General features: G+C 55.8%; 9 protein-coding genes. 4 read left to right on the top strand and 5 right to left on the bottom strand.

All coding sequences use genetic code 11. The features are described from left to right. Positions 1-59: 59 nt before the first annotated feature. The 3 genes from OHL19_RS22750 to OHL19_RS22740 all read right to left on the bottom strand — a co-directional run bounded on the left by OHL19_RS22750 (position 60) and on the right by OHL19_RS22740 (position 7,399). Complete coding sequence (locus tag OHL19_RS22750) at positions 60-3,890, bottom strand: beta strand repeat-containing protein (RefSeq protein WP_263360144.1); 3,831 nt, start codon at positions 3,888-3,890, stop codon at positions 60-62. 526 nt (positions 3,891-4,416) lie between these two features. Then, positions 4,417-7,068 carry an ABC transporter permease gene (locus OHL19_RS22745; protein WP_263360143.1) on the bottom strand — a complete coding sequence of 884 codons (2,652 nt, stop codon included), beginning with the start codon at positions 7,066-7,068 and terminating at the stop codon, positions 4,417-4,419. A 1-nt stretch (position 7,069) separates the two neighbouring features. Further along, on the bottom strand, positions 7,070-7,399 hold the full coding sequence (locus tag OHL19_RS22740; protein WP_263360142.1) for a PadR family transcriptional regulator: 330 nt from the start codon (positions 7,397-7,399) through the stop codon (positions 7,070-7,072). A 298-nt stretch (positions 7,400-7,697) separates the two neighbouring features. On the opposite strand from OHL19_RS22740, the gene OHL19_RS22735 reads away from it, so the two are divergent. From OHL19_RS22735 to OHL19_RS22725, 3 genes are all read left to right on the top strand, one after another. After that, on the top strand, positions 7,698-8,588 hold the full coding sequence (locus OHL19_RS22735; protein ID WP_263360141.1) for an SMP-30/gluconolactonase/LRE family protein: 891 nt from the start codon (positions 7,698-7,700) through the stop codon (positions 8,586-8,588). A gap of 246 nt (positions 8,589-8,834) precedes the next feature. Next, positions 8,835-10,055 (top strand): PQQ-dependent sugar dehydrogenase, encoded by a 1,221-nt coding sequence (locus tag OHL19_RS22730; RefSeq protein WP_263360140.1) that lies wholly within the window; start codon positions 8,835-8,837, stop codon positions 10,053-10,055. 201 nt (positions 10,056-10,256) lie between these two features. Next, the gene (locus tag OHL19_RS22725) at positions 10,257-11,087 is read left to right on the top strand and encodes a c-type cytochrome (protein WP_263360139.1); all 831 of its coding nucleotides are present in this window, start codon (positions 10,257-10,259) and stop codon (positions 11,085-11,087) included. 174 nt (positions 11,088-11,261) lie between these two features. Here the strand turns inward: OHL19_RS22725 and OHL19_RS22720 are convergent, their stop codons facing one another. Beyond that, complete coding sequence (locus tag OHL19_RS22720; protein WP_263360138.1) at positions 11,262-12,785, bottom strand: MFS transporter; 1,524 nt, start codon at positions 12,783-12,785, stop codon at positions 11,262-11,264. Between the two features lie 162 nt (positions 12,786-12,947). Between OHL19_RS22720 and OHL19_RS22715 the strand changes: the two genes are divergently transcribed. Then, on the top strand, positions 12,948-14,690 hold the full coding sequence (locus OHL19_RS22715) for a winged helix-turn-helix domain-containing protein (RefSeq protein WP_263360137.1): 1,743 nt from the start codon (positions 12,948-12,950) through the stop codon (positions 14,688-14,690). Here the strand turns inward: OHL19_RS22715 and OHL19_RS22710 are convergent. After that, positions 14,687-16,054, bottom strand: a complete 1,368-nt coding sequence (locus OHL19_RS22710) for an FAD-binding oxidoreductase (protein ID WP_263360135.1) — start codon at positions 16,052-16,054, stop codon at positions 14,687-14,689. The two genes, OHL19_RS22715 and OHL19_RS22710, sit on opposite strands and share 4 nt — an antisense overlap. Between the last annotated feature and the right edge of the window lie 56 nt (positions 16,055-16,110).

The following is a 16,110-nucleotide window of genomic DNA, read 5'->3' as shown; positions in this document are numbered from 1 at the left end:
GGGCCAGACGGAAAGGAATAGCGCGAGGGTGAGGCTTGCGCCACACCCTCGCACAATCGTTATGGGCGAACTCCCAACATGTCGTTCGTCAGTGCAGTCGCTACGGGTGTAAGCACTGGCGCTCCGATACCGATATACTCCACCAGCACGTTAGCCGGTACGTTAGCGCCTGTGCTGAAGTTAGTGCCGTATGCGGAGGGATTTAGAACCCAGAGATTGCCGGATTCGTCGATGGCCGCCCCGGTCCCAACAACACCCCCAGCGGTACTTCCATTCTGATCGACGTTCAGTGTGGGCGACTCCGTGCTGCTGCTCCCGGTGTAGCCGTTCGCGATCGGCGAAATCAGCGCCCCTTTGGTTGTGAACTCATCGAGATTCGCGAAGAATTGGAAGGCGTAGCCGTAATTCACTGCGGGGCCAAAGGAGCTTATAAGCGGCGCAAAGAGGTGTCCTTGCCCATCCAGCACCAGTTGCGTGCCGCAGGCTCTTTGGGTCTTAATGGGGTAGGTGGTAGGAGCGGCCGAGCTGCTCGCGTTGAACACATTCAGATTCAAGCCGGACGGGTCACATCCGTAGACATTGCCCCCGTTGTCTGCGGCCAGGGTTGTGACGTACGAACGGCCCATATTGCTCGAAGGAAATGCCTCGTAGGTAAGGCTTCCGTCCGCCGGACTGACCTGCAACACATCCGCGCCGCCAGAAGGGTTGCTTTCGACGGCCATCCACATTCCCCCGCCGGAGTCGAAAGTTAGACTAGACAGAGGACCCCAGACGCCTAAGGAGTTGATATCGACTCCGACGACGCCGAGAGTTCCGTCGCCATGAATCTCTACCACCTGTGTACTGTTGCTCGAGGCATACCAGGCGTTGCCATTGACATCGATGGCGACGGAGGTCGCATCGGCGATTGCACTTACATTGAGGATGGAAATCGTGTTTAGCAGGGAAAAGCCAGGAATGGTGCTTATTTCAAGCGCGTTCACGGTGTTTCCGGTTTGCCCGTCCTGATATGTCCACAGGTTCCCAGACTGGTCGACGGCGAGCATATTTGTCTGGACCCCGTCGGTTGTGCTGCCCGGCTGAGGGTTGTAGCCGCCATAGGTTGGGTTATTGGCTGCGTCTATGCTGGTGGACTTACTCACAGGCGCGCCCAGGGCGTTGAACTCTGCAATCACCTCGCCATTGGCAGAAAAATCGTTCAGGTTAAAGGCGTATGCCGCGACCCAGATGTTACCCCCGGCGTCGATGCTGAGTGCCGCATTGCTGAATCCGATGTTGTTGTCCGAAAGAGTAATGCCAGGCCCAACTCCCAGGCCCGCGCCGGTGAAGGTAAGAGCCAGGGTCAGGTCCGTCGGCGCACCCGGGCCGCTCACCGCAAGGGCGACGCTGCCGGGGTCCGGGCTCGTGATGCTGTAAGGCGAAGTCGATGAAACCAGGCCCAGCAATTGTGTGACGTTGTTGCCGGGATTCTGTGCGATGTTAAGCGCCGCCTGCAGCGTATCTACGGGCGTAATCGGTGTGGTTCCCGTTGTTGCTCCATTCGTTGACGCCGCACTGAACAGGCCGCTGCCACAGCCGGAACCGTCACCCTCCACACAGGAGGCCAGCATATCCGCCAGCGCGTTGATGCGCGCCGTGGGTACTGTGCTGTTGTTCACGACTTGCGGATCGCCTGCCAGATCAGTCTTATATGCGGGAGTAAAGGTGCGCGCCACGCCCGTGCTTATGTTCACCAGGTTGTTCACCGCACTGAAAGCATTGGCCAGCCCGGTGTAGTTGCAGCTTTCCGCCGTCGTGCTCTTCCAATTGCCTGCGGCATTGCAGGTCGTTCCAGTTGCAGGTGCACCTACATCGATGCCTCCGCTGCTGTTGATCGTCGCGAATGCGGACAGTGCATACGCCGACGCAATTGTCGTGACTTCATTCACCGTGACTGGCGAAGCAAGTGCAAGCTGGCTGCACGAGCCAAGAGCCTCCATCAACAGGATGTTGGCGTTGGGGTTGGGTCCGCTTGTGGTGTTGCCTCCGGAGGCCACCAGGTAAACCTGGTCTCCTGGAGCGCCCGATGTGGGGCAAGCGTAGAGAAGTGAAAACTTTCCGCTCGCATCCGTAACGATCGGGCTAGGCCCCGTTGTAAGCGGGGTAGCACCCGAACCGTAAGCTTGAGTACCTGCGGCATACAACTGCACTGTCGCACCTACGATCGGTAACGCACCGCTGGAGACAGTGCCGTTGAACGCCACTCCGTAAGCAAATTGGTCAGTAGCGGCAGTTGGGCTGACGCCGGCAGGTGTAACAACCGTCACATCCACGGTACCTGTTCCCGCGGGAGAGACTGCCGTGATGCTGGTTGCCGTCGAGTTCACCGTGATGCTGGTGGCTGCTGTACTGCCGAAATTGACCGCAGTCGCATCGGTAAAGTTGACTCCCGTGATAGTTACAGTGGTGCCGCCGGCCAACAGACCGATAGCAGGACTGATGCTGGTCACCGCAGGAGCATTAATCGTATAAACGAATTGGTCGGCAGCGGTAGTTGCGCTGGTGCCGTTCGACGTAACAACCGTCACATCCACAGTGCCCGTGCCTGCCGGAGCAACTGCGGTGATGCTGGTTGCGCTGTTTACCTTGAAGCTGGTGGCTGGCACAGTGCCGAAGTTGACCGCTGTCGCACCGGTAAAGTTGGTTCCCGTAATGGCCACAGAGGAGCCGCCTGTCGACGGGCCGGTTGCAGGGCTGATGCTGATCAGTGTCGGAACCGTATAGGTGAACTGATCGGCAGCGGAAGTGCTACTGGTGCCAGTAGGCGTGACAGCCGTTACATCCACGGTGCCTGTGCCTGCCGGAGCAACTGCGGTGATGCTGGTTGCGGAGTTCACCTTGAAGCTGGTGGCTGGCGTGCTGCCGAAACTGACTGCTGTCGCACCAGTGAAGTTAGTCCCTGTGATGGACACAGAGGTGCCTACAGTTCCAGAGGAAGGACTCACGGCCGTAATTGCGGGAGTAACCGAGTTGATGGTGAAAGCTGCGGCCCCGGAGATGCCTGAAGACTGGGCTACAGTCACATTCGCCGTGCCCGCATTGGCAATCAGGCTGGCCGGAATCGTGGCTGTCAATTGTGTCGCGCTGACAAAGATAGTCGGCTGCGTTACGCCATTCCACTGCACCGTAGAGCCAGAGATAAAGTTTGTCCCGTTCACCGTCAGCGCAAGAACCCCACCGCCTGCGCTAGCAGAGGTTGGCATGATACCGCTAACAATGGGAGGCGGGAGAATCGCCTGAATGATATAGGTAGCGCTGTTCACGCTGCTGTTCGTGAAGCCCGCGGCTACGGCAATGGCGCTCAGTGTGGAAGTCTGGGAGATGGCAACCGGACTGCCGCTGATGTAAAGCGTGGAGTTCGCGCTTGGCACAGAACCATCGAGCGTGTAGTAGATGTTTACATTCGAAGCGCTGTCGCTGATCGTGACCATCTGCGTGCCGGTAAAATTGCCGCCAGCCGGATTGAAGGTCGGAGTCGGAACCATATTCGGCGTGATCGTATAGCCTGCCGAGGCAACAGGGCTGGCAGTCTTGCCAGGCGCAATAGCAATAGCCTGCAGGAACTCGGTCTTGAAGACTGTGGTGGGCTGGGCGCATACGGGAGACGAAGCGGTCGGCGTCGTGCCATCGGTGGTGCAATACATCACCGCACCCTTCGTCGCGTCCGCAATGGTCACGTCCTTGGATACGTTATAGGACCCCGCACCCGGACTAAAGGTCGGCGTTGCGGTTCCGTTGCTGCCCGGGAGGGAGGAGTTGCTGCCGCCACATCCCACCATCGTCAGTACACTTGCCAGCGCCATCGCCGCTACGGTCGAACGGCCTCCAAACCTCTTCAGCAGAACTCGCACAGATCCTCCAGAAACCTTCAGTTTGCGGCCATCGCCTCAGAAGCAGCCCATGCGTTTGCATGGGGCATCGACAGGAGTGCGTAGGAGCGCAAGGGGAGTTATCAATAAACTCTCCCTAACTGGAATGCCGTACGAGTTTGCGATTTCTCAACGGCAAAAGAAGATTTATTTTTGTAAATTTTTGAGTGGGATTCAGAGTGCCACGCATGATGGAAGAACACACATACACACGAACGCTGATGTTGCGTTCCGCACCCGCACACTGTAGGGGGGACAGTTATGTTTTTACACGACCAGTCGCGACGGCAGATTACATAACGATGAATTATTCGTAATGCGAAGTCCTTAATCAATAGTGGCTGTAACGCTTCCACGTCACTATCGAAGTGTGTTGGGTGGAAGGACGGACTGGTCCGTCTTCATTTCCCTTTCCAAAAGAATGAAGACTGTTCCTGCGATTCAGTGGTATATCGCTAGTCGATAAGTATTGTGTTGAGGGAGCGACTCCACACTTTAGCGTATTGCGTCATTCCGCTCGCAACATGATTTTCGGATCGATGCGCGAGGCACGTACGATGACTGGCAACGCAGACAGCAAAGCTATCGCCAACAATGCTAGTGCTGGACCTGTAAGCATGAGTGGGTCGCTTCCCTTCACGCCATACAGCAGCGTCTCAACATAACGCACCGATGCGATCCCGAGTGCTGCACCGATCACAGCTCCCATCATCACCATCAGGAGGATCCGCGATGTAGCCTGCCATGCGATGTCGGCGACCCGAGCACCAACTGCGATACGAATTCCAAATTCGCGCTCCCGCTGCTGCACCGAATAACTCAGCACTCCGTATAAACCAATCGCTGCGAGCAAGAGTGCTACGAAAGAGAAGAAAGCTGCAAGCATCGCCAGCAGCCGTTCGCGCACAGTCTGCGCTCGCACCAGGTCGCTCTGGGTGCGAAGATCCGTGACACGAAAGCCAGCGCGTGCCTGCGGAATTGTCTTGCGCAGTACAGAAGCAAGCGCGAGTGGATCGGAGCCTGAAGTGCGAACGAGAAAAGTCTCCTGCGTTTCCAGCTGCGCCACGCCTTGAGCGTTCACTTCATGAAAAGGAATGTAGGCTACCGGCACAATAGGATCTCTGAGGTTGCCATAGGGAGCATCTGCAATTAGCCCTACGACCTGGAAATGATTTTCTTCCTCTTGAAATGTCTTTCCGATCGGATTCTTTCCATCCAAAAAAGTCTTGACGAAAGACTGGTTGACGATCGCCTGACCGGGGGTGGCGTCGCCGGAACGAAAATCTCTTCCGTCGAGCAAAGGGATCTTCATGGTCTCTGACCATCCCGGCGATATTGCAAGCAGGTAGGCGGCAATGGAACTCGGAGCTGCTCCTCCAACCGAAACAAAGTTATTCCATGCGGCACCCGACAATAGCGGTGAACTCGCAATTGCAACTCTTTCTACGCCGGGGACGCTCCGTAATTTGTCTGCGATTTGATCCCACACCACAGGCAGTTGGCCCTGTGGTGTAACCACGTCCAGCAGCAGAAGATTTTCAGGAGAGAAGCCCAAAGGCTTATGCGACAAACTCTCGAAGGTCCTTACGAAGAGTCCTGACATGAATATCACGAGGAAACAAAACGCTACCTGGGCTGCGATCAGGCCATGCATCAAACGGCGTCGTGAGTTAGGATCATCGTCGCCACCCTTGAGTGCGCTGACTGGCTTGACTGCACTGGCCCGAAGCGCGGGAAGTACTCCGAAGAGCAGCAACACGCAGAAGACTAGCGCAACACCAAAGCCGAGAACTCTCCAGTCTGTGTAAAGAAGCAATCGCACCGGAGTATCGGAGGACTGGATCATACTCACGACAAGCGGCGCTGATTGCCACGCGAACAGCGCTCCTAGGCCTGCTGCGAGCACGGCCAGCATAGCGTTCTCTACAAGGAGCATTTGCACCAGGCGGCCTCGTCCTGCGCCAATAGCAACACGCAGTGCCATTTCGCGAGACCGCATTGCCGACTGTGCCATCTTCAGGTTGGCGACATTGGCGCAGGCAATAAGCAGAACCATCGCGACCAGGACACCGAGAATGCTAAGAGCTTTGCGATATTCATCCTGAAGGTTCGAAACTCCAGCACCCGCAGGCTGAATCAGCAGTGTCACGTCCAGTATCCATCGCAAAGATTTCTTATCCGCGCTGGAAAAACCTTTGATCCGTTCCTCATCGAAAGCGCGGCTGGTTGCACTCAATTTCTGGCGCAGCGGCTCAAGGGTGGTTCCCTGCTTAACCAGCACCAGTGGCCGAACCCAGCCAACATCGGATCGGGTTACCGCAGGATGCATCATGGCCGGAAGAAAAAGGTCTGTCATCGTACCCGGCTCGGTGCCGGTAAATGGTTCGTTGACGACTCCCGTGATCTCGTAGATATCTTTGCCGATGCGCAATGTCTTGCCGACGATCTGCGGATCATGCCCGAAGCGTTGCGTCCAGTAGTCGTAGGAGAGAACGGCGTAGGGATGAGAACCCGGGGTTCGGTCGTCGTCTTCTACCAGCAATCTTCCTAAAGCAGGCTTGAGGCCGAATGCCTGGAACATCGCGCCGGAAACGTACTGCACATTCGCCTTCTCCATCTCCGCATCGGACCCATATGTCAGATCCCTTCGATCAGCGGTGGAGACTGCGAGCAACTCGGCCTGATCCTTTACGGCATCCCGCATGAGGCTGAAAGAAGGATAGGGCCATATGTCCGATCGAACGAGCTTACCCTCAGGCGTGAATGCCTCACGCGAGATAGCGTAGAGGCGCTCAGCATTGGCTACCGGCAGAGGACGCCAGAGTAACGCATCCATGAGTCGAAATGCTCCGATGCATGCGCCCATCGCGAGAGCAAGCGAAAGGATCGCGACGATAGAGGTGACCTTATTTCGTTTAAGCTGCTTCCAACCGAACAGGACGTCTGCACGCAGCAGCTCAAGCCAGCCCAAAGTGCGGATTTCGTAGCTGCTCTCTCTCTGCTGACGCTGCTCGTAGCTGCGCCCAAGCGCCCGCCGGGCTTCGTCAGGATCGCGCCCATGCTCGACCGCTTCGGCAATGTGAGACTCCATCTCTTCAGCAATCTCACGGCTCAGTTGTTCACTGCGAACAGCATTAACGATACGTGACCATAGCGACATATCACACCGTCCTGAGAACCTGATTGATGGCAGAGGAAGCGGACTGCCAACGAGATTCTTCGATTCCTAACTGCTTTTTTCCAGCCGCTGTCAACTCATAAACACGCGCCCGCCGCCCGGTGTCCTTCTTGATCCACTCCGCGCGAATCCAGCCAGCTTCTTCCATGCGATAGAGAGCGGGATACAGAGAACCTTCCTCAACGCGCAGCAGTTCGTCGGAACAGTCTTTGACTGCAGCCATGATTCCGTATCCATGCGTACGCGGGCGGCGCGAAAGAATCTTTAACACCAGCAGATCAAGAGTTCCTTGGAGAGCATCAGGCTTTTTCATACTTAGACGACTATATATAGATGGCTATATGTAATGTCAATACTCTTTATTCGTTCGGTGTTGCGGGAGTTTGAGAGTGTGGGTTGGCAGCGGATTGCACCGTGCTCGAAAGAACTTCTGTGCTGAGGGATGTGCATTCAAAATCATTCCGTATACTAGGGCTGATCAATCAAGTGTGGTCTGCCAAGCGTTGTATGCCAAGTGTGGTCTGCTGTACTTCTTTCGCAGCCAACCTGATCCACACCTGAATCAAGCATTTATCGGTGGCCTGAACAATCTACTTTTAGGAGATTTACCCATGTCCATTTTGAACGCGCGACGCCTTACTGTCTGCGTTGCTCTGATGATGAGTCTTGCGCAAGCCGCGTCCGCCGCTAATATTTTGATCGCCGATGCGAAATCGCAGCCCGAAAGTTTGACCGTGGCGCCAGGCGGCGTCCTGATCGTGGGCAGCGCCAGTTCACCATTCGTCTACAAGGTAGCGAATGGCTCCTCTACCGCCGAGAAGTTTATCGACGCCACTGCTGAGGGTCCGGGGACGTTTTTCTTCGGCATGCTGGCGGATGCCTCAAGCAATACGTTGTGGACATGCCAGCTCACCCCGATTCCGAACAGCAGTCCCGTGCAGCGGCATACTGCGCTGAGAAGCTTTGATCTCTCCACCGGCGCGCCGAAGATTCGCTGGAACCTGCCAGGGGACAATACAACCTGCAACGATTTTGCGATAGGACCGGACAAAGCACTCTATATAACAGACACGGCCAATGGAAGAATCTACCGGCTGCCGGCTGGGGCTTCCACCGCGGAACTCTTCGTGGAGCAGCGGGTGCTTATGGGCGTCGATGGCATCACCTTCCTGAATGGCACGCTCTATGTGAACAACGTAATCTTCAACAAGCTCTATCGCATCCCTGTGGACGCCGCTGGCAAGCCGGAGCAAGCTGTCGATATCTGGATGGATCAGCCGGTAAATGGTCCAGATGGCATGCGCGCAGCCAATGGCAAGCTCATCGTCGCCGAAAACGGCAGCGGCAAAATCTCTGCCCTCACCATCAACGGAGACAAGGCAAGCGTCACCGTGCTCAAGGATGGACTCAAGACGCCAACCGGAGTTGAACCTGCGGGCGATACTCTTTGGATCGCCGAGCGTGGTGCCGGCCGGGCAGTTTCGGTTCCTCTGCCTAAATAGCTTGCCGAGGGAGCAAGTTTTAGTAAGAGACAGGCTCGTGTCCCCGGACGAAACTGCCACCATCCTGATAGGGAGTTTGCTACCCTATCGCTAGCAGGGGTCTCTCGAAAGCCATTCAGGGACGCTCGTCGATCCTGCAATGAGCTAAGCGCGATACTCTAAAACAGACCGAAGTATTGGGACAGCAAGCCTCGCCAAAGAGGATCCCTTAACGTCGGACCACTTTATCGATAAAGGGAGACATAAATGAAGGACTTAGCGATCGCAGGACTTTTCCTGGCCCTGACCGCGAGCGGCGCATCTGCACAGATCAATGCAGGTGAACAAAAGCCTGAACCCAGCCTGCCATTCAACATGGTCCAGGTGACGACTTTGAACCTGCCCTGGAAGATTGCTTTCCTGCCCGATGGGCGGATGCTCATTACTGAAAAGGTCGGCGGTCTGGTCCTGATGACCCAGCAAGGAGCAAAGACGCCAGTTACCAATATTCCAGCCGTTGTCTGGAGAGGTCAGGGTGGAATGCTGGGCGTCTATCTCTCGCCTCATTATGAGAAGGATCACTTTGTCTACCTCACGTATGCAGAGCCGGGTGACGGTGGTTCGAGCCTGGCACTGGCGCGGGCCACGTTGAAGATTGGTCAGGATACAGCGAGCCTTGAGGGCCTTCAGGTGATCTGGCGCGATGGCGAGCGCGGTGAAGGCGGACAGTTTGGCGCAGAGGTTGCCTTTTCTCCGGATGGCAAGTATCTCTACCTCTCCTCTGGCGAACGGCAACGCATGACGCCAGCTCAGGACCCGAACCAGCCACTCGGCAAGATTCTGCGGCTGACGCTGGATGGCAAACCCGCCCCAGGAAATCCAATGGCTGGCAAGACAGGCTCGCCTACCGTCCCTGTCATTGATCCACCCGAGGATACCGAAGAAGCAAAGACAGCTCCAGTCGTAAGAACGTATACCTTTCCCGGCCCGAACCTGACGCCAGCGGAAACCTGGTGCTCCGGACTTCGTACTCCCTATGGGCTGGCCTTCGCGCCGGATGGACGGTTGTGGGAGCTTGAACACGGCCCACGCGGCGGCGATGAGTTGAACCTGATCGAGCCCGGCAAAAACTATGGCTGGCCTCTGGTCTCCTATGGACACAACTATAACGGCGTGCCCATTCCCAGCCCGGACACTCGCCCTGACCTGGCCAAGCCTGTCATTTACTGGGTTCCGGTCATTGCACCCGGCAACCTCATGTTCTACAAAGGCGCCATGTTCTCACAGTGGAACGGTTCTGCTCTTGCCAGCGGGCTCATATCGCAATCGCTCATCCGCATTGTGTTCGACGGCAAGGGTGGAGCAAAGACGGCCGAGCGATGGGATGTAGGTCACAGAGTCCGCGATGTGCAGGTTGCTCCTGATGGCGCGCTCTGGATGGTCGAGGATGCGAAGCCAGGTGGCGTCTTCCGCCTGACAGCGAAATAGGCCCAGATCTTCGCCTATGGCCTGAAGATATTTCAGGCCTGTAGGCGAGATCAGTGTTTCGGTCCACCGTTTGATGCAGATGCTGAATTCAGACGGTGGACTGGGATGCCTCCACACAGTGAGGGTCGTAGTCGAAGCAGCGAAAAATCGAAAGATTGAAAGATCGATTCGACTTCGCCCCTCCAATAACCCGGATAAGCGATGAAGACAATGAACCGGAAGTTTAAAGTAGCGTTCCCGGCGCCTGTGGCGTTTGTAATGATGTGCGCATTCCTGTGCGGCCTTTGCCTATCAAGTGAAGCCCTTGCCGAAACTCTGCCGGACGGCCAGGGCAAGGCGGAGTTTGTGCATAACTGCACTGCCTGTCACCGAGCGGATATGGTGACTCGCGTTAAGAAGACTCCGGATGCCTGGAAGAAGAATGTCTTCGAAATGGCGTCTCGCGGCACGGATGGTACAAAAGAAGATCTGGATAACGTCGTCCTCTACCTGGACAAATACTATGCAACAGACAAGCCTGCGTCAGACTCGGCGACGCAAGCTACAACGCCTGATTCGACTGCTGCTTCGACGCCTGGCGGGCCAGCGGTGCCCGATTCTCCAGAACTGGAACACGTGAAGCAGGTAATTGCCGATAACGGTTGTCTCACATGCCATCGCATCGAAAAACATGGGGCATATACCGGGCCGTCATTGAATGGCCTGGGAACGCGACGTACAGCGAGCGAGATACGAAAGTCTATCGTCACTCCACCTCCAACGGTCGACGCGAGTAACAATCTTGTTCGACTGACCACGGCGGATGGAAAAACAGTTACGGGCCGCATTCTGAGCCAGGACGATCAACAAGTGCGAATCATGGATGCTTCAGGAGAAGCCGCTACCTATTCAAAGCAGGGACTTAGCCAGTTCACGATCATCAATACCAACCCGATGCCTTCGTATGAAAGAAGAATCACGGGAGACGACCTGGATGCCCTGATACGCTACCTCAGTTCCCTTCCACCTGTGGGTGAGAGCGTCTCCAAGTAATGAATAGGACGCGGCGGTAAGATCCGTTGGGGTAATTGTGCTTCTGCATAGAACGATAGAAGCAGATTCCCTTCGGGAATGACAGCCAGAGAAGCAACGGCAAAGGCTAAATACGAAGCGGATTCTCTTTGGGAATGATAGACACAAGTGCAACAGCAAAAGCTAAAGAAAAAACTAGACCTGTTCTGCAGGCGAAGATACGCCGGACTCAATGAGCAACCATCCCGTGATCCCGCCCAAAACTGCGAGGCCGGTCGCTATCCAGATCACAGCGCGGTAGCCGCTTAGGAAAGACTCGGTGATAGCCTGCTGAACTACGGAATCAGGATTATGAGTGGCCGCAAGCAGTGGCCGGGCGGCATCGATTTGAGCGCGAACGTCAGAGGCCAACGCCAGTTGATCCAGGTGTCGATCCAGCGAGTGGTTAAAAACTGTAACAAGAACCACACCGAAAACAGCCACTGCAAGCAGAGAAGCCAGACGTGAGACCGCGTTATTAACTCCTGAGGCAAGACCCGACTCGGAGTCAGGAACGGCATTCATCACCGTCGTAGTCAGGGGAGCGACGCTGATCGTCATTCCCAGGCCCATCACGGCTACGGCCGGAAAGAACGAGCTCCAGTAGTTTCCATTCTGCGGGGCAACCGCGAAAAGTGCGATACCGCAGGCTGCAACAATTGGTCCGACTGTGAGCGGAAGTCGTGACCCGTGGCGCGCGACCAGCCCACCAGCCCAGCGTGACAGCCCAAACATGATGGCCACAAAAGGAAGAAATGCCGCCCCTGCCTGCGTGGCTGTGTAGTGCTGAATTTGAATCAGATCCATCGGGAAGAAGAACATCAACCCGCCCAGCGATGCATACAGGAACAGTGTCAGCAGATTCGCGCCTACAAAGTTTCGCGAGCGAAACAGCTTAAAAGACACCATCGGCGCGCGCGACCAATGCTCTACCGCGACGAATCCTGCTAAAGCAATTGCGCCCAAAACGGCTGCAGCATCAACGATATGGCCGCCATGCCGGCCGCGAGACGGCCACTCAATCAGTGCGTACGTGACGCCACCCAGTCCCAGTATTGCCAGAAGAGCACCAGGCCAGTCGAGATGATGTGAGGCTTTCTCATTACGGCTCTCCGGCACCCTGGCAGAGAGCAGGATGACAGCCAGGGCAAGCGGGAGATTCAGGAAGAAGACCCAGCGCCATGAAGAGTATTCGATCAGCCAACCGCCGATGACAGGGCCGATAGCTGCGGTGATTGCGGAAAATCCGGACCACGTGCCAATCGCCTGCCCTCTCGTTTCTTCAGGAAAGGAAGCTGTAATCAGTGCGAGGCTTCCTGGGATCAGCAAAGCCGCACCTATCCCTTGAATGGAACGAGCCCAGATCAACATCTCAATATTTCGAGCCAGTCCACACCACGCAGAGGCGGCTGCAAACAAGGCAACGCCAAGAACGTACACCTTACGACGGCCGAAGATATCTCCAAGAGAGCCGCCAACAAGGAGCAATGCCGCCAGCATCAGGGCATACGACTCCACCACCCATTGCACGTCCGCGATTGAGGCATGTAAAGCGTTCTGCAGCGTGGGAAGCGCAACATTGACGACAGTTCCGTCAATAAACGCCATGCTTGATCCAAGAATGGTGGCGGCGAGCACGATACGTTCGCTTGCCTGCGAATTTGAGATGTTATTTCGCATACATTGAATCTCTACGAGCCGCCCTCAAGCTGGAATATCCCTTTGTATTTTTCCTTCCAGCAGAATTCCTCTGTTACGGATTTGATACGTTCCTGGCCCAATGGAGATGCAGAATTCAGCACATGGTAGCATCTTGCATAGCTTTAGCGTGACCGTTCCCAGATGCCTCTAATTAGATTTGGAGAATTCGAGTTCAACGAACAGACCCTTGAGCTGCGCAGGAGCGGCGCGCCTGTCCGGGTGCAGCAACAACCGGCCCGTGTTCTGGCATTCCTATTAAACCATCAGGGCAAACTTGTCACGCGCCAGCAGATTCAACAAGCGATTTGGGGCCAGGACACCTTCGTAGATTTTGAACAGAATCTGAACTTTTGCATTCGCCAGATCCGCATCTCGCTCAATGACCAGGCAGAAAAGCCCGTCTTTATCGAGACACTTCCACGGCTTGGCTATCGTTTCCTTGCATCTGCCGAGAAGATCGGCGACGGCGCCACGAAGACAGTCCGCAATCGCATCCGGATTGGAATTCTCCCCATCGAAGATGTGGGAGGTTCAGCCAACGACTATTTTGCTATTGGCTTGACCGAAGATATGATTTCAGCACTTTCGCGCATCGATCCTGCGAGGCTGCGTGTCACCGTTGGTCCTCGCGCGCCAAGCGGAATTCTGCCCAGAGAAGAGCTCGATCGTCTTCAGCGCGAGTTTGATCTCGATTACCTGTTGCGTGGGTCAGTTCGCCGTTCCGCGGAAGCGGTTCGCATTAGTGCTCAATTGCTTGATCTCAGGGACAAAAGCGTCCTGTGGTCGGAAGTCTATGATCTCAAGTCGTCGGACCTCCTTGGCGTGCAGGAAGATGTGGCCAGAAGAGTGAGCCAATCGCTTGTATTGGAGCTGCTTCCCGGGGGAGCCCTGGGATCGAGAAAGTATGTGCATTCCTCGGCTGCGTATGACGCTTATCTTAAAGGCCGCTTCTTCTGGCATAAGATGACGACCGACACGGTGCGCAGTAGTATGGCGTATTTCAACGAGGCGCTGACTATCGACCCGGAGTTCGCGCCAGCCTATGCAGGGCTTGCCGATTGCTATGCGCAAATGGGATCGATAAGGCTGGGCATGTTGCAACCCTATGCGGCGCTTGAAAAAGCGCGAACCTACCTGCATCGCGCGATGGAACTCGACTACACGATGGCTGAAGCGCATTGCACATCGGGCTTGATCAAGATCTGGTACGAGTTTGATTGGGCTGGAGCTGAGCAGGCATTTCAAGTAGCGCTTAGTCTCGATCCAGGGCATGTTACCGCTCTACTTTGGCAATCTCTGCTGCTGAGCGTGATGGGGCGGAACCAGGAAGCAATCGCCTCCGTGCAGCGGGCAAGAGACTCGGAGCCTCTGTCACCGGTCGTAAACATGTATCTCGGTGTCGCCCAGACGCATGCCGGTCAGTACGATCTTGCCCTGCGTCAGTTGCATCAGACCCTCGAATTGGATCCGCACAACTATCGCACCTTCATGTTCCTGGGACGAGCGTTGAGTTCGATCAACAGACAGAACGACGCGATCGCGGCATATGAGAAATCTATCGCGCTGAATCCGGATGGTCTTGAAGCGATAGCTATGCTCGGAGCGTCGATGGCAGCTAGTGGCGACCGCAGCGGCGCACTGAAAACAATGGAGCGAGTGGTCGCCACAGAGAGTAGAACGTCCCCGGCCGTGCTTGTGGCAATTATTTATGCAAGCCTCGGCGACGCGCAACAGATGTTCGATTGGCTGAGCAAAGCAGTGGACCAAAAGTCGGCACCCATCTATTTACCCCTTATCACTGAAGATTTTCGCCCTTATCGTTCCGATCCACGATTCAGACTTTTTCTGGAGTCGATTGGGCTGGCTCATCTGGCAATACGTTAAGTAGCTGGGACGATGTTCTGGTTGAAGTGGAAGAAGTTGTCGGGATCGTACTTCTTCTTGAGTTGTGCCAGTCGTTCATAGTTAACGCCATAGGAAGCGCGCACCGCTGAGAGTCCTTCGTCGCCGAGATAATTGACGTAGGCATCGGAAGCGCCGAAGGCTTCGAGGGCCGATGCTAAACCATGCGCCCAGTCAATGCATTTCTCCGCGAGGGCAGGATCGCTCCATGCGGTAATGATGTTGATGCTATAGTGAACGCGCCTCAGGCCAAAGGCTGTTTCGCTGACAGGAACTCGGCTGGCTGCTCCATGCATATGTTCAAGAACGACCTGTGTCTGTTCGGAAGGCAGCGACTCCGTATACTCCAAAATGGTGCGGATAGCATCATCGCTCAGTTCGGACAGAAACGGGCACTTGAAGTAGTAATGCAGACCGGCGGGAGCCGTGAAATCGAGCATCGACTGCACTTCGGTGTACTTTTTCTCTCCCGTCATATCTGCGACAGGCGACTCGGCGAGATAGAACTGCTTGCTGACATTGACGCCCTCCACATGAGACCCACTATCACACATGGCGATGGCTACCATCGGTTGCCCGTGGCCGATCATCAAAGCGGCGTAGGCAGTAAGTTCATCAGGAGCATTGCGGGTCACATCGCGATATCGGCGCAGGAGATCAAAGGCACTGCTGCGGGGATAGAGCAGCAATCCACCCTGCACAGACTTGAGCGAATGAAGACGGAATTCCAATGCAGTGACGATGCCAAAGTTGCCGCCTCCGCCGCGAATAGCCCAGAACAAGTCTTCATTCTGCGATGCGCTCACGGACAGATGTGAGCCGTCGGCGCTGACCAGATCGGCGGATATCACGTTGTCGCAGCTTAACCCGTGTTTGCCCATCAGCCAGCCCATGCCGCCGCCGAGAGTCAGACCGCAGACGCCGGTAGAAGAAATCACGCCTCCCGTGGTTGCCAACTGATAGCGCTCACACTCCCGGTCGAACTCACCCCATTTTGCGCCGCCTTGCGCAACGGCGGAATGTGCGCCGGGGGTTACCTGGATTCCATTCATGAGCGAAAGATCGATCATCGTGGCGCCGTTGGCCACGGATTTGCCAGCGACGCTATGGCCGCCTCCACGCACGCAGACGGGGAGTTCAAAGTCACGGGCGATACGAACCGTTTGCATGACGTCCGAGATCGTGGTGGGTCGAACGATCACGGACGGCTTGCGGTCGATCATGCCGTTCCATATCCGGCGCACCTGATCGTACTCCGGATCCTGGTCAGTGAGGATCGAGCAGTTCAGTGCTCTACGCAGGACGGCTAATTGATGCTCAGAGAATTTCTCTACATGCTCATTCATGCAGAGAAGCCTACCACCCTCGAATTGTCCGGCGAGATGAGTTTTCTGTGAGTTAG

Source organism: Acidicapsa ligni (assembly GCF_025685655.1).
GTDB classification, from domain to species: Bacteria; Acidobacteriota; Terriglobia; order Terriglobales; family Acidobacteriaceae; genus Acidicapsa; species Acidicapsa ligni.
This window is presented reverse-complemented; position numbering and strand designations above follow the sequence as displayed.